This window comes from Streptomyces sp. NPDC051987 (assembly GCF_040680735.1).
In the GTDB taxonomy this organism is placed as follows: Bacteria; Actinomycetota; Actinomycetes; order Streptomycetales; family Streptomycetaceae; genus Streptomyces.
In genome coordinates, this window is sequence record NZ_JBFAXI010000058.1 from 1 (window position 1) to 14,995 (window position 14,995).

13 protein-coding genes are annotated in these 14,995 nt (G+C 72.0%); 6 read left to right on the top strand and 7 right to left on the bottom strand.

The features are described from left to right. Together AB0M11_RS27210 and AB0M11_RS27215 are read right to left on the bottom strand one after the other, a co-directional pair. Positions 1-1,553, bottom strand: a 1,553-nt coding sequence (locus tag AB0M11_RS27210; RefSeq protein WP_365709909.1) for a DEAD/DEAH box helicase, incomplete at its 3' end; no start/stop codon positions are given. An 88-nt stretch (positions 1,554-1,641) separates the two neighbouring features. After that, positions 1,642-1,845 (bottom strand): cold-shock protein, encoded by a 204-nt coding sequence (locus tag AB0M11_RS27215; RefSeq protein ID WP_016578941.1) that lies wholly within the window; start codon positions 1,843-1,845, stop codon positions 1,642-1,644. Positions 1,846-2,137: 292 nt separating this feature from the next. On the opposite strand from AB0M11_RS27215, the gene AB0M11_RS27220 reads away from it, so the two are divergent. The 3 genes from AB0M11_RS27220 (at position 2,138) to AB0M11_RS27230 (ending at position 5,547) form a co-directional block, all read left to right on the top strand. After that, positions 2,138-2,470 carry a hypothetical protein gene (locus AB0M11_RS27220; RefSeq protein ID WP_365709911.1) on the top strand — a complete coding sequence of 111 codons (333 nt, stop codon included), beginning with the start codon at positions 2,138-2,140 and terminating at the stop codon, positions 2,468-2,470. Positions 2,471-2,698: 228 nt separating this feature from the next. Further along, positions 2,699-3,793, top strand: coding sequence for a ribosome small subunit-dependent GTPase A (rsgA, locus tag AB0M11_RS27225; protein WP_365709913.1), 1,095 nt, complete (start codon positions 2,699-2,701; stop codon positions 3,791-3,793). A 527-nt stretch (positions 3,794-4,320) separates the two neighbouring features. Beyond that, positions 4,321-5,547 (top strand): SGNH/GDSL hydrolase family protein, encoded by a 1,227-nt coding sequence (locus AB0M11_RS27230; RefSeq protein WP_365709915.1) that lies wholly within the window; start codon positions 4,321-4,323, stop codon positions 5,545-5,547. Here AB0M11_RS27230 and AB0M11_RS27235 read toward each other — a convergent pair. From AB0M11_RS27235 to AB0M11_RS27250, 4 genes are all read right to left on the bottom strand, one after another. After that, complete coding sequence (locus tag AB0M11_RS27235; protein WP_365709917.1) at positions 5,507-5,992, bottom strand: DUF456 domain-containing protein; 486 nt, start codon at positions 5,990-5,992, stop codon at positions 5,507-5,509. The two genes, AB0M11_RS27230 and AB0M11_RS27235, sit on opposite strands and share 41 nt — an antisense overlap. A gap of 359 nt (positions 5,993-6,351) precedes the next feature. Beyond that, the gene (locus AB0M11_RS27240) at positions 6,352-7,608 is read right to left on the bottom strand and encodes an MFS transporter (protein ID WP_365709919.1); all 1,257 of its coding nucleotides are present in this window, start codon (positions 7,606-7,608) and stop codon (positions 6,352-6,354) included. After that, positions 7,599-8,099 (bottom strand): winged helix DNA-binding protein, encoded by a 501-nt coding sequence (locus AB0M11_RS27245; RefSeq protein WP_365709921.1) that lies wholly within the window; start codon positions 8,097-8,099, stop codon positions 7,599-7,601. Before AB0M11_RS27245 ends, AB0M11_RS27240 begins: the two co-directional genes overlap by 10 nt. A 63-nt stretch (positions 8,100-8,162) precedes the next feature. After that, positions 8,163-8,660, bottom strand: a complete 498-nt coding sequence (locus tag AB0M11_RS27250) for a hypothetical protein (RefSeq protein ID WP_365709923.1) — start codon at positions 8,658-8,660, stop codon at positions 8,163-8,165. A 578-nt stretch (positions 8,661-9,238) separates the two neighbouring features. Here AB0M11_RS27250 and AB0M11_RS27255 point away from each other — a divergent pair. Beyond that, positions 9,239-10,894, top strand: a complete 1,656-nt coding sequence (locus tag AB0M11_RS27255) for a protein phosphatase 2C domain-containing protein (RefSeq protein WP_365709925.1) — start codon at positions 9,239-9,241, stop codon at positions 10,892-10,894. 79 nt (positions 10,895-10,973) lie between these two features. After that, the gene (locus tag AB0M11_RS27260; RefSeq protein WP_365709927.1) at positions 10,974-12,716 is read left to right on the top strand and encodes a pyruvate dehydrogenase; all 1,743 of its coding nucleotides are present in this window, start codon (positions 10,974-10,976) and stop codon (positions 12,714-12,716) included. Position 12,717: 1 nt separating this feature from the next. On the opposite strand, the gene AB0M11_RS27265 is transcribed toward AB0M11_RS27260, so the two are convergent. Then, positions 12,718-14,118, bottom strand: a complete 1,401-nt coding sequence (locus AB0M11_RS27265) for a helix-turn-helix transcriptional regulator (RefSeq protein WP_365709929.1) — start codon at positions 14,116-14,118, stop codon at positions 12,718-12,720. Between the two features lie 190 nt (positions 14,119-14,308). On the opposite strand from AB0M11_RS27265, the gene AB0M11_RS27270 reads away from it, so the two are divergent. After that, positions 14,309-14,929 carry a hypothetical protein gene (locus AB0M11_RS27270; RefSeq protein ID WP_365709931.1) on the top strand — a complete coding sequence of 207 codons (621 nt, stop codon included), beginning with the start codon at positions 14,309-14,311 and terminating at the stop codon, positions 14,927-14,929. Positions 14,930-14,995 lie beyond the last annotated feature (66 nt).

Consider the following 14,995-nt stretch of genomic DNA (forward strand, 5'->3'; position numbering starts at 1 on the left):
GTCGTGGCGCCGGCGGCGCCGGTCGTGCCCTTGCGGCGGGCAGCGCCACGGCCGCCGGGCGCCGGGGTTCCGGCCGACGCCCCCGCGGTCGCGGACCGGAGGCCCGAGTCCCGGCCGCCCGTCCCGGGGGCCGCTTCGCTCCGGCCCCCGCCGCCGCGGCGGCGGGACCGCCTGCCCGAGCCCGGCTTGGTGTCGGTCTTCCGGTCCGCTCGGGGCGCCGCGGTCGGCGCAGGCTGCGGAAGTTCGATGACGACGGGCACACCGGAGGGCTCGCGGGCGCCGGTGATCGTGGCCAGCTCCGTGTCGCTCGACGTGACGCGGGCCGACCGGGGCCTGATGCCGGCGTCCGACATGAGCCGGGTGACGTCCCGCTTCTGGTCCGGCAGGACCAGCGTGACCACGCTGCCGGAGCCGCCCGCGCGCGCCGTGCGGCCGCCCCGGTGGACGTAGTCCTTGTGGTCGGTGGGCGGATCGACGTTCACGACGAGGTCGAGGTCGTCGATGTGTATGCCGCGGGCCGCGACGTTCGTCGCCACCAGGGCGGTGACCTGGCCGTTCTTGAACTGCTCCAGCGTGCGGTTGCGCTGCGGCTGGGAGCGGCCGCCGTGCAGTGCCGCCGCGCGGACACCGACGGCCAGCAGCCGCTTGGCGAGCCGGTCGGCGGACCGCTTGGTGTCGAGGAAGAGGATGACCCGGCCGTCCCGGGCCGCGATCCGCGTGGTCACGGCCTTCTTGTCGGTCTCGTCCTGGACGTGCAGCACGTGGTGCTCCATGGTGGTGACCGCCCCCGCCGACGGGTCCACGGAGTGCACCACCGGGTCGCTCAGGAACCGCTGCACCAGACGGTCGATGTTGCGGTCGAGGGTGGCCGAGAAGAGCAGCCGCTGTCCGTCGGGCCGTACCTTCTCGATCAGTTTGGTGATCTGCGGCAGGAAACCCATGTCGGTCATCTGGTCGGCCTCGTCCAGCACCGTGATGCGGACGTCGCCGAGCACGCAGTCCCCGCGTTCCACGAGGTCGTTGAGCCGGCCCGGACTCGCCACGACCACCTCGGCGCCGCGCCGGAGGGTGGCGGCCTGCTTGGTGATCGACAGCCCGCCGACCACGGTGGCCAGCCGCAGGTTCACCGCCGTCGCGTACGGCGTCAGCGCGTCCGTCACCTGCTGGGCGAGCTCACGGGTGGGCACCAGGACGAGGGCGAGCGGCGCCCTGGGCTCGGCGCGCAGTCCGGCCGTACGGGCCAGCACCGCCAGCCCGAACGCGAGGGTCTTGCCGGAGCCGGTGCGGCCGCGTCCCAGCAGGTCACGGCCGGCCAGCGAGTTGGGCAGCGTGGCGGCCTGGATAGGGAACGGGGTCGTCACACCCTGCGCGGTCAAGGTTTTCAGCAGCGCCGCGGGCATGTCCAGGGCGGCGAAGTCGTCGACGGCGGGAAGCGCGGGTGTCGTGCTCTGGGGCAGCCGGAACTCGCGCGGTGCCGACCCGGACGGCGGCGCCGACGGGGCCGAACGGGCCGACGAGGTGCGCCTGTTCGGCGTCTGGGGCCTGCGGGACATGCGGTGGTCTGCCTTCCTGGAAACAGCGCAAACCGGGGTCCGCACCAGTGACGGTGCGGACCCCGGTGAGCGGATACGCGTCCGGCGATCAGGCGGGGACGATGTTCTCCGCCTGCGGGCCCTTCTGGCCCTGGGTCACGTCGAAGGAGACCCGCTGGCCCTCCTGGAGCTCACGGAAACCCTGGGACTGGATGTTCGAGTAGTGAGCGAAGACGTCGGGGCCGCCGCCGTCCTGCTGGATGAAGCCGAAACCCTTTTCGGCGTTGAACCACTTCACGGTTCCCTGTGCCATGACCTTCTCCTTCTGTAGGCAGAGGCCCCATCCGGAGATGCCGGAAAAACAAATAATGCGCCCGAAGGATAAACATTCCCGTCAGGCGCACATAGGTTCATGGGTACCACAACTGCAACGTCTCCAACCTTAGCACAGCTCCCCCGCAGACCGCCCGGCCCCATGCCGGCGATGGCGACGGTCGTGACCGCGTGACGTCGGGTCTCCTCTGGTCGTTCCGAGCCGGTACCAGCGCTGCGCGTGACGGTCTTGCTGGCCCATCCACACATGGCACCAGGCTGCGATCCTCGGGGTGCGCTCGTCACGGCTCGGCGAAGAGGAGCGTGACCGGCGGATCGCCCGCCTCTCCGTCTACGAGGTCTCGCCGACACGCCACGTCAACGCGTCGCCGGACCTCTCCGCCCTGGCCGCGACCCCGCTGCTCTGCGCGGTGTTGTGCAAGCTCCACGAGGTTCATGGCACCCGGCTCCCACGCTTCCGGCAGCAACTGCACGCGCGGACCGTCGACATGATGCTCGGCCTGCGCGACGCGGACCGTGAGGTGCCCGAGCCACTTCCTGGCCTGGACATCGAGCAACGCCGGGCGGTTCTCCAGGGACCGGATCACATGGGGCTGAGGTACTGACACCACCCCTCAAATCGGTAGCGGCGCAATGCCGGTGCCGCTAGGTTGATGTCCGCTCCACACGGTGGCTGTCGGCTGCCGTTGCCGGCCGAGCGAGGAACGGGAGGTGTTGACCGATGACTGTCGTTGCGATGGGCGCTGCCCGCGATCAGAAGTTCATCCATTCCACCTCCGCGGCCACCGGCTGACCTCTCCGCTTTCCGGGGCCGCCCTTGTGAAGGGTCACCCTTGACTTCCAGCTCTGCTGTTTTCTCCGCGCTCGCTCCCTACGGCTGGGACGAGACCTGGGCGAAGGCGTTCGCCCCCTACGACGCCGAAGGCCTGCTGGCCGGACGCGTCGTCCGGGTCGACCGCGGGCAGTGCGACGTGATGACCGCCGGCGGTCCGCTGCGCGCCGACACCGCGTTCGTCACGCCGCACGATCCGCTGCGCGTCGTCTGCACCGGCGACTGGGTCGCCGTGGAGCCCGGCGGCAACCCCCGGTACGTGCGCGCGTATCTGCCCCGCCGCACCGCCTTCGTGCGCTCCACCTCCTCCAAGCGGTCCGAGGGGCAGATCCTCGCCGCCAACGTCGACCACGCGATCGTCGCGGTCTCCCTCGCCGTCGAACTCGACCTCGGCCGCGTCGAGCGATTCCTGGCGCTGGCCTGGGAGTCCGGGGCGCAGCCGGTCGTCGTCCTCACCAAGGCCGACCTGGTCCCGGACCCGGCGACCCTCGCGCACCTCGTCCAGGACGTCGAGACGACGGCCCCGGGCGTACCCGTCCTGACGGTCAGCGCGCACGCCGGGGACGGCCTGGACACACTGGTCGCCCTCGTCGGCTCCGGCACGTCGGTGCTGCTCGGCCAGTCCGGCGCCGGCAAGTCCACCCTCGCCAACGCGCTGCTCGGGGAGGACGTGATGGACGTCCGGGCCGCCCGGGACGTCGACGGCAAGGGCCGGCACACCACCACCACCCGCAACCTCCTCGCCCTCCCGGGCGGGGGCGTGCTGATCGACACGCCCGGACTGCGGGGCGTGGGGCTGTTCGACGCCGAGACCGGGGTCGGGCAGGTGTTCGCCGAGATCGAGGAACTGGCGGAGGACTGCCGGTTCGCCGACTGCGGGCACGAGAGCGAGCCGGGCTGCGCGGTGCGCTCCGCGGTGGCGGCCGGGGAACTGCCCGTGCGCCGGCTGGACAGCTACCGCAAGCTGATGCGGGAGAACCAGTGGATCGTCGCGAAGACCGACGCACGGGTCCGGGCCGAGATGAAGAAGGACTGGAAGAAGCGGGGCGCGGAGGGGAAGGCGGCGATGGAGGCGAAGCGGGGGCGGTGGCGGTAGCCGTTCCGGCGCGGGCGCGTGGCGGCCAGGGGCGCGGGCAACCGCGCGACCTGCCCCCACGGCCCGCGGCTGCACACTCACCGTCGTCACTGCTCCACCCCGTCTCACCCGCACTCGAACGGTCGGCACCGCTCCACCCCGTCTCACCCGCATCCCCACCGTCGGCCTCCCTCCACTCCGTCTCACCGGCACCCGAACTGTCGGCCTCCCTCCACTCCGTCTCACCGGCACCCGAACTGTCGGCCTCCCTCCACTCCGTCTCACCGGCACCCGAACTGTCGGCCTCCCTCCACTCCGTCTCACCCGCATCCCCACCGTCGGCCTCCCTCCACCCCGTCTCACCGGCACCCGAACTGTCGGCCCCCCTCCACCCCGTCTCACCCGCACCCGAACTGGGAAGCGCCGCCCCGGCCCTCCGGTCGCCGACCCGCTGCGCCAGCCGGGTGGTGTGGCGGTCGGGTTGCTGTCCGGGGCGATCCCCGTGTGCCACCTTCCCCTCCAGTGGGCCTTCGGAAGGGCAGGTGTGGATGGGCACGGTCGGGCGACTGCTCGCGGTGGTGTCGCTGCTGGTGCTGGGGGTGACCGGCCGGGCCGGTGCCGGCGAGGGGCCCGCGCCGTGGGCCGGTAGCTGGGAGGCCGCGCCCTCCGGTACCGACCCGGCCGTGCCCGGCGCCGCGTTCCGCAACGTCCTTCACCTGAGCGTCGGGGGCGACGTGATCCGCGTGCGGGTCAGCAACCGGCTCGGCAGCGCCCCGCTCCGGCTCGGCGCCGTCACCGTCGCTCTGCGCCGGGGCGCCGGCCCGGACGCCGTACCCGGCTCGATGCGCGCCGCCACCTTCGCGGGCGCCGGCACCGCCGTCGTACCCGTCGGGCAGGACCTGGTCAGCGACCCGGTGCCGCTCACCGTCCCGGCCGCCGCCGATCTGCTGGTCACCGTCGAGACCCCCGGGGACTCCGGGCCCGCCACCTACCACCGGGTCGCCCTCCAGACCAGCTACCTCGCCGAGCAGGGCGCCGGCCGGGCCGCCGACGAGGACGGGGGCGCCTACACCCGCACCACCGGCCACTGGTACTACGTCACCGGCGTCGACGTCGAGGCCGCGGCCCGCGGCAGCGTGGTCGCCTTCGGCGACTCCCTCACCGACGGCAACGGCACCAGCATGGACGCCAACCACCGCTGGCCAGACCGGCTCGCGGCCCGGCTGCGGCCCTTCCGGGTCGGCGTCCTCAACGCCGGGATCTCCGGCAACCGGCTCCTGCTCGACAGCACCGGCGGACCGGCCGCCCTGCGGCGCCTGGACGCCGACGCGCTCGACCGGAGCGGGGTGCGGACCCTGGTCGTGCTCGAAGGCATCAACGACATCAAGGGCACCCCGGAGGCCACGGACCCCGCCGACTTCGTGCGGGCCTACCGGACCCTCGTCACCCGCGCCCACCACCGGGGGATCCGGGTGATCGGCGCGACCCTCACACCGTACGCCGGGTACAGCGGGTACACCGACGCCCGGGAGGCCGTACGGCAGGCGGTGAACGCCCTGATCCGCACCCGGCACGTCTTCGACGCGTACGTCGACTTCGACGCCGTCGTACGGGATCCGCAGCGGCCCGGCCGCATCCGGCCCGCCTACGACCCGGGCGACCACCTCCACTTCAACGACGCCGGCACGCGCGCCCTGGCCGACGCCGTCCCGCTCGCCGACCTGCTCCGGCCGGTCAGCCGGCCCAGATCACCGCGGTCAGCCAGCCGGCCGTGACCAGCAGGCAGGCGAACAGCTCCGCCAGCACGCTGGAGCCGCCCGCGTTCATGGTGGTGCGCAGGGCTGCCCGCGCCTCGGCGCGCCGGCCGAGACGGAGACGTTCGTGCAGGTAGATCCCGGCCATGAAACCGGGGATCGCGCCGAGCACGGGCACCACCACGAAGCCGAGGACGGCGCCGATGCCGGCGTACACGGCCATGCGGGGGGTGGCGCCGCTCGCCCGGAGCCGACGCGGCGGCAGGGCCCAGCGGACCGCCAGCGCCGACAGCAGCACCACGGTCGCCCCGACCAGGACCGTCCATGCCACCGGGCGCGGGTCGTACAGCGCCCACCACAGCACCGCGGCCCACACCAGGGCTGTACGGGGCACCCCGGGCACCAGCACCCCGCACAGGCCGAGCACCAGCACCAGGCCGACCAGCAGGAGTTCCCCTGGTCCCATCTGCCCAGAGTGCCGGACGGGGGCGGGAGGCGCAGGTCGTTTCGCACGGGAGACCGACCAGCCGTTCACAGCTGACCGTCAGGAAGGCCCGTCATCTGTCGCCGGGTGGTTCTCCCGTGGGGGGCGACCACCCGGCGACTCGCACGTCTCAGCCCGCGGCACCCCCGGCACCTGCGGCACTCCGGTCGGCCGTGCCTCGCCTGTGACTTCGCGCGGTAGATGGCCAGCGGCGGACAGAGAAGCGCAGGTCATCGCCTCGTGACCAGTCGTAGTTGGCCATTGTGACGACCGATAGTTGGCCAGTCGGGATGTCGACGGGCCATTCCCGCCGGGCGTTTGTCTTGTCGCTCCGGACAGGCTCATGGGCTGGCCGAGGCCGTATGTACCGAGGAGGACACGGAGGAACTGCGCAGGTCTGCCGTCGTGGCGCCCACCACGGCCACGGCGCCGAGGCAGAGCAGGCCACCGCTGACGAGGGCCGTTGCTCCCGAGGTGGCATCTGCCACGAGGCCGCCCCGCATGTTGCCGATGTCGGGCCCGGCTTGCCCGACAAGCTGTTCAGCTGCACTGACGCGGCCAAGTAGCTCGTGAGGTGTGTGCATCTGGACGACGGTGCTCCGGGAGACGACGGAGACGGTGTCGGCGGCGCCGGCTACGACGAGGAAGGCCAAACCGATCCATCGGTTGGGTGATATGCCGAACAGCGTCAACGCTGCGCCCCAGGTGGCGGAACCGCCGAGCATCACCAGGCCGGGGCGGGGGAACCGGGTGAAGGTGCCGGAGAAGAGTGACGCTGCAACGCCGCCGACAGCGATGGCTGTGAGGAACAGTCCGAGAGTGCGCGGGTTGCCGTCGAACCGTTCTGCGTTGATCAAGGGAAACAGGCTGATGGGCATCGACAGCACGGTGGTGGCCAGGTCTGTGAGCAGGGCCCCGCGAATGACGGGGGTGCGGCCCAAGAAGGCCAGGCCGTCCAGAACCCCCCGCAGGCCGGGCCGTGCAGGCTCGTCTCCGGAGTTCATCTGCGGCAAGCCGAAGGCACCGTAGAACGCGGCGACGAACGTCAAGGCGTCGATCAGATAGCAGGCGCCGACTCCCAGCCCGCCCACGATCAATCCGCCGAGCGCGGGACCAAGCAGCATGGCGCCCTGGAAGGCGATTCGTCGCAACGCCAGTCCTGCGGCCAGTTGCTGCTTGGGCAGGAGGTGCGGGATGAAGGTGCGCGAGGCCGGGCCGCCGCCTGCGACGAAGCATGACTGAAGGGCGACGAGCCCCAGCACGCCAGCGGCAGGACCATGCCCGAGGACGCCCTGCAGTGCGAGCAGGAGCGAACACACGGCCTGTCCGCTGGTCGTGAACAGGTAGAACTTCCGGCGGTCCACCCGGTCGACGAGCGATCCGGCGAACAGTCCGAGCGCGATGAGCGGAACCGCCTGGGCCAGCCCGACAGCACCCGTCCAGGTGGGGCTCTTCGTCAACTGCCAGACCTGGAACATGACGGCGACGAGCGTCATCTGGCTGCCGAAACCGGACAGGGTCTGGCCGATCCACAACCGCCGGAACGGTGGTGACGACCGTAAAGGAGTCACGTCGATCAGCGTGCGCTTCAGCCCCATGCGGGATCCTCCGCCAGCTTCTCGGCGATCCGGTCGTGGAAGCTCTTGCGCTCCAGAGCCCGCTCGATATCGGTGACGGCCTGGGAGAGCGGGTAGGGAATCTCGGCTTCCAGGTCAGCGACGGCGGCCTCGGTGGCCTGCCATTCCGCCGCCAGGCGATCCACGACGCGGCGGGCCTTGTCAGTGAGCGTCACCTTCCTGGTGCGTGCGTCCTCGCCCACGACGGTCTGAACCCAGCCGGCTGTGCGCATCGCGGCGACCTTCTGGCTGAGTGCCGAATGTGTGCGCTGGACTGACTCGGCCAGTTCCGCGATGGTCATGGGTCCGCAGGCGTGAAGCCGGAGCAACTCCATTACAAAGCTGGGCTTGAGCCCCTCGATCTGTTGCTCGGAGTAGATCCGGGCGATGTCGGCGTCCATGGACGCCTGCAGTAGGCGCAGGGGCCGCCAGAGGCTCTGCTGCGTCGGGTCGAGCGCGGGGGTGTCGGCCATGCTGTGCATCGTAAAGCACTTATATAAGCGCTGTTGTTTTTTACTCGGCTCTCGACGGGAACCTCAAACACTTGCCTGGTTGCTGGCGAGTTGGTCGGCGTACTCCGTCAGCAGCGACTTGAGCTGGGCGTCATGGGTGTTCGGTCTCGGGGTGGCGAGGCAGTTGGTGATCGATCCCCAGTGCCTTCGGTGCCGTAGCTGGGGCGGCAGGGCGGGGATGAGAGGGGCGAGCGCGCGTTCGCTGCCGGTGACGCGCGACCAGACGAATTCCGAAGCGGCCTGGTGCTTCCGTGGGCTGTCGACGGGTGGGGTGGTGCCGGGCCTCGGAGTGACCTGCGCCCAGACAGTGGCCCAGTGCGTTTGGGGCAGCGTCCAGGTCGCCAGGCTGATCCGGCGGTGGCGGTAGTCGGTGGTGCAGGTGGTGTCGCTGATCCGGTTCGCCAGGAGTTCGATCTCTCGGTCGTTGAGGAACAGGGCGATGGGCAAGCGTTGGTTGCCGGCTCGGCGCTCGGGCCAGGTATCGGGGATGCCGAGGAAGCGCGCCGCCGCCTGGACACCCATGTGGGACACCATCCGAATGAGCCGGACGGCGGCTGCACGACGCTGCATCGGATGCCGGAGGCGTGGGGCGAGGAGGTCGCCGTTGGGGTATTCCAGCCAGTGGTCAGGCAGCCATTGGGGGTGTGCTCTGGGCGGTAGCTGTCCGAACCGAGTCGGCTGCTGGGACCGCGCGCCAGATTCTGCGACCGGCGGTCTCGGGCCTGCATGACCGCGCTGCGAAAGGAGAGCGAAGCGTGGAACAGGTGAAGGTCGGTCCGCCCCCATTTCCCGGAGTCCGGGTCGGGCCCGGAGCGGAGCACCACTCACGCAAGCAGCACAGCAGCCCCACTCCTGCCCCGTGTACCGAAGGACGTACTTGATCAGAAGACGCGTCTCACGACCGCCCGATCGAGGGAGCCGGCCAAGGATCGAACGAGATGGCCAACTACCAGTCGACGTCACATCGCCCGTGTCGTCGATCCCGTTTCGCCGTACGGGTGTTCAGGACGTCACTCGCCATGCCGTTCGAGACGGGCTCGGGTGCGGGATTTTCCCGATGCCCCGTTTTCATCCGGCCCGTGCGGTGGACAATTAGGGGCATGAGCCAGCCAGGGGGTAGGCCCGCCCGTCATGACGACGACTGGTGGGGGCAGTTGTACGACGACTCCACCGAGGACACCGGGCCGACGGCCGCGCCGGATTCCCTGGACGACCGCTTCGCCTCGGCGAAGAAGACGGTGGGGGGCCGTCGAGGCGGCACCGCGGAACCGGGCGACGAGCAGCCACCGCCGACCGTGCCGGCCCAGCGGGCGCCCACCGTCCCCGCCGAGGGCACCGGGGCCGCTTCGACGGCCTGGCCGTGGGACGAGGAGGGCACCGGGGCCGCTTCGCAGGGCTGGCCGTGGGAGGAGGACCAGGAGCTGCCGGAGGCGGACGACGACACCCCGGCCGGTTCCCACCCCGCGCCCCGGCCCGACCTGACGGCCCCGCCCTCGCATCCCGCCCCACAGACGCCGCAGACGCCGCAGGCCCCAGCGTCGCCGGAGCCGCCGGGCGCCTCGTACGGCCCACAGCCGCCGGAGCTGCCGGAGGCCGCATACGGTCCGCAGCCTGCGGAGCCCCCGGAGGCCTCGTACGGTCACCCGCCGGAGCCCCCGGGCGCCTTGTACGGTGCGCAGCCCCCCGAGCCGCCGGAGGCCGCATACCCTCCGCAAGCTCTGCAGGCTCTGCAAGCTCCGCACGAAGCGCCCTCGGCGCCCTCGGCCGTCCCTTCGGCCCCTTCGGCCTCCTCCGTCGACTACGTCGGCTCCGGACCGCCCACCTACGATGCCGAACCAACCGCCCTGCCCGCCGCCGACCCCGACGAACTCGGCGACCTGGTCGCCGACACCGTCCTGGAGGGCGCCCGGTACGGCTCCTGCACCCTGCGGGCCGTCTCGCAGCGCGGAGACTCCGCCCGGTACCGGGGCGAACCGCGCCGCGACGCCCTGCTCACCGCCCGGTTCGGGGCCGGCGAACAGGCCCTGGTCCTGGTCGCGATGGCCACCGGCGCCCGAGCCACCCCCGGCGCGCACCGGGCCGCCGCCGAGGTGTGCCAGTGGATCGCACGGGCCGTCGGCCGCAGCCATCAGCGGCTCACCGAGGACATCCAGGCCGCCCGGCGCGGCGACCTGAAGTCGGGGCTGCACCGGCTCACCGACCGCAGCCTCGGCAAGCTCCGCGCCAGCGCCGCCGAACAGGGCATCGCGCCCGAGGAGTACACGGCCAGCCTGCGCTGCCTCCTCCTCCCCGCCCACCCCCAGTGCCGCACCCGCGTCTTCTTCGGGGTCGGCGAGGGCGGGCTGTTCCGGCTCCGCGGCGGCGAGTGGCAGGACATCGAACCGCGCGTCGACACCGACGCCGTCGGCGAGCCGGTGCTCGGCTTCGGCTCGCTGCCCTCCGAGACCCCGCAGGGCGACCGGCTCACCATGGACCTCGGCATCCCGACCCCGCCGAGCCCCTACGAACCGGCCCCCGAGCCGCCCCGAGACCCGTTCCTGTTCCGGGCCTCGGTAGCCCGGCCGGGTGACGCCCTCGTGATGTGCACGGGCGGCCTCGCCGAGCCGCTGCGCGGCGAGCCCGCGCTCTGCGCCTACCTGGCCCGACGCTGGTACGGGCGCACCCCGCCGGGCCTCGCCGCCTTCCTCGCGGACGCCCAGGTACGGGTCAAGGGGTACGCCGACGACCGTACGGCGGCGGCCGTCTGGGAGGCGTGAGCGCGGCCGTTGTGGATACATGGAAGGGCATCGCGGGGGGAAGCCGGAGATCCGCGCAGCCGAAGGGTGCCCGACCGCCATGGCCAAGCAGAACGTCGCCGAGCAGTTCGTCGACATCCTCGTCCGCGCCGGGGTGCGCCGCCTCTACGGCGTCGTCGGCGACAGCCTCAACCCTGTCGTCGACGCCGTCCGCCGCAACTCCGCCATCGACTGGATCCACGTCCGCCACGAGGAGACCGCCGCCTTCGCGGCCGGCGCCGAGGCCCAGATCACCGGCACGCTGGCGGCCTGCGCCGGCTCCTGCGGGCCCGGCAACCTGCACCTGATCAACGGCTTGTACGACGCCCACCGTTCGATGGCCCCGGTGCTCGCCCTCGCCTCGCACATCCCCTCCAGCGAGATCGGCCTCGGGTACTTCCAGGAGACCCACCCCGACCGGCTCTTCCAGGAGTGCAGCCACTACAGCGAGTTGATCTCCAGCCCGCAGCAGATGCCCCGGCTGCTGCAGACCGCCATCCAGCACGCGGTCGGCCGCAGCGGGGTGAGCGTGGTGAGCCTGCCCGGTGACATCGCCGACCGGCCCGCCCCCGAGCAGTCCGCCTCGGCGGCCCTCGTCACCTCCCGGCCCACCGTCCGCCCCGGGGACGAGGAGCTCGACAAGCTGGTCGCGATGATCGACGCGGCGGACAAGGTGACCCTGTTCTGCGGCAGCGGCACGGCGGGCGCCCACGCCGAGGTCATGGAGCTGGCGGAGAAGATCAAGTCCCCGGTCGGCCATGCCCTGCGCGGCAAGGAGTGGATCCAGTACGACAACCCGTACGACGTCGGCATGAGCGGGCTGCTCGGCTACGGCGCCGCCTACGAGGCCACCCACGAGTGCGACCTGCTGATCCTGCTCGGCACCGACTTCCCGTACAACGCCTTCCTCCCCGACGACGTGCGGATCGTCCAGGTCGACGTCCGCCCCGAGGTGCTGGGCCGCCGCTCCCGGCTGGACCTCGCGGTCTGGGGCGATGTGCGCGAGACCCTGCGCTGCCTGGTGCCGCGGGTGCGGGCCAAGGAGAACCGGCGGTTCCTCGACCGGATGCTGAAGAAACACGCGGACGCGCTGGAGGGGGTGGTGAAGGCGTACACCAGGAAGGTCGAGAAGCACGTCCCCATCCATCCGGAGTACGTGGCCTCGGTCCTCGACGAACTCGCTGACGAAGACGCCGTGTTCACCGTCGACACCGGCATGTGCAACGTGTGGGCGGCCCGCTACATCTCGCCCAACGGCCGCCGCCGGGTGATCGGTTCGTTCTCGCACGGCTCGATGGCCAACGCGCTGCCGATGGCGATCGGCGCCCAGTTCACCGACCGGCGGCGGCAGGTCGTGTCGATGTCCGGGGACGGCGGATTCGCCATGCTGATGGGCGACTTCCTGACCCTCGTCCAGTACGACCTGCCGGTGAAGGTGGTCCTGTTCAACAACTCGGCGCTGAGCATGGTCGAGTTGGAGATGCTGGTCGGGGGGCTGCCCGCGTACGGCACCGCCAACACCAACCCCGACTTCGCCGCCGTCGCCCTGGCCTGCGGGGCCTACGGGGTGCGGGTCGAGAAGCCCAAGCAGCTCGCGGGGGCGCTGAAGGCCGCCTTCAGGCACAAGGGACCCGCCCTGGTCGACGTGGTCACCGACCCCAACGCGCTGTCCATCCCGCCGAAGATCAAAGCGGAGATGGTCACCGGCTTCGCGCTCTCCGCGTCCAAGATGGTCCTCGACGGCGGTGTCGGCCGGATGGTGCAGATGGCCCGCTCCAATCTGCGCAACGTGCCGCGGCCGTAGCTCAGCCTTCGGTCGGCACCCACTGGCGGACGCCGTCGACGAAGCCGTACCAGTAGTGCGGCAGGCCCTTGATCGAGCTGGTGCGGAACGGCCGGCCGTGGTCGTCGATCCGGACCGTTCCGCTGCGGCCCTGTGACGACCAGTCGAGTTCGAGGTACCAGCGGCAGTCGCAGCCGACGGTGCCGGCCTGCACCCGCAGCACCTCCGGGTCGGTGGCGGAGACCCGGTACGGCAGGTGCATGGTGGAGACGGTCTTCCCGTCGGGGCCCTCACCGGCTACGGGCCGGGCGATCGGACGGTCCTTGTCCAGGTTCACGTCGAAGTAGCGCGGGGTGAGCCCGCCGCCGCAGCCGTCGGCCATCGAGTACGCGATGCCGGGCGCGGGAGCCGTACGGCCGACCACGCGCACCCGCAGGTCCTCCAGCACGACGGCGGTGGACGAACGGCCCTGCACGGAGACCTCCACGATGGTGTTGCCGCCGTGCACCGCGCCCTGGGTGGCCGCCCAGGTGCCGGCGTCCTGCGGGGCGGGCGGCGGCGGAACCTGGGCCGGCTGCTTGTCGATGACGTAGTCGTGGTCGCAGCCCAGGTCCCACAGCTGCGAGTTCGCCGTCCAGGTGAGGGGCACCGCGGCGGGCTCCGTGCCCGGCCCGCCGGAGGAGGAGGCCGCGCTGTCGCCCGACGCGGAGGACGAGGTGGACGAGGGGGACGGGGATGACGGGGAGGACGCGGAAGGGGACGACGGGGTGGCCGAAGCGTGGTCCCGAGCCGGGCCGGTGGCGCCGCCGCGGTGGCGCTCGGTGTCACCGGCGGCGGTGGTGGTGCGGGTGGCGGCGGAGCCGGTGCCGCGGGCGCCGGTGCCGTCGGCCTGACGGCCGTCCGGGAGGGCGGCCAGGCTGCCCAGCGTCGCCAGGACCACGGTGACCACGGCCGAGGCGATCAACGTGCCCCGCCGCCGGTACCAGGGGCGCGCCACGGAGGCCGCTGCCACCGGGGGTTCGACAGCGGCTCCGGAAGTCCCCGCCGCTGCACGGGCACCGGCAGGTTCGGGGGCATCGTCGGTGGTCGGCACGGTCTCCGTTCTCTCCGCCGGCTCCGTGTCCGTCGCGCCCTCCACGGCGCGCGGTCGCTGTCGGGCCGCCGCGGCTCGTAGCCAGCACTCGTGGAGTTCGAGGCGTTCCTGCGGTGTCGCTCCGCAGAACGCCGCCAGCCGCTCCACCGGCGCGAAGTCCAGCGGCACCGCCTCGCCCGCGCAGTAGCGGTGCAGGGTGGAGGTGTTCATGTTCAGCCGACGGGCCAGGGAGCCGTAGCTCCGGTCCGTACGGTCCTTCAACTGCCGCAGCAGCGCCGCGAACTCCTCGACGTCGTCGCGCACGGACGCCCTCCCCCCGGTCGTCGCCATCCCAGGCACTCATATACCTGCACGTCAACAGGGCTGGGATGGTTCCAGGGCGGGGAAACGGGCGGTCGCCGTTGCGGTTCACGCCGGTGACGGCCGATGCTCTTGGTGTCGCGACCGAACGGGCCGGACCGACCAGTCGGCCACACCGGCGACAGCCCACACCCATGCACCGAACCACGGGGGATCACCCATGCCCAAGCGCACCCGAGCAGGCGCGCTCACCGCACTCGCCGGCGCCGCACTCGTCGCCGGTACCGCGCTCGCCGTTCCCGCGGCGGCCGCGCCCAAGGCGCCCGGCTTCCTCAAGGCGGCCGACCTGCCGCCGCGGGCCGGCACGTCCTGGACGGCCGGCAAGGTCACCGCCGGCATCCCGGAGGAGGTCAAGGAGGACATCTGCATCGGCGTCGGGCTCGGCCGCGGTCAGGACTCCTGGTACCGGACGTTCCGCACCGACCTCGACACGAGCGCCCGCCAGGTCAGCGCGGAACTGCCCAGCGTCCGCCTGGCGAAGGGCCGGTTCGCGAAGCTCGACGAGGACATCGTGTCCTGCGCGGACCGGATCGAGATGGCGGACCCGCAGATCCAGGCCACGTTCCAGGACCACGGCACCCTGCCGGTCGGGGACGGCGCCCATGTCTACGCCCTGCGCACCGTGACCGCCTGGGGCACCAGTGACATCCGGCTGATCTCCATCGGCCGGGAGGGGCGCACCGTCACGGTCGTGGACTGGGGGCAGCTCGGCGGCTTCGTGGACGCGCCCGTGAAGGCCTTCAAGAAGACCACCGTCACGGCCGTGAACCGGCTCCACTGACCCACACCGACCGGGGCCGCCCTCTCGCTCGGGGGAGGAGAGGACGGCCCCGGACACGGAAAAACC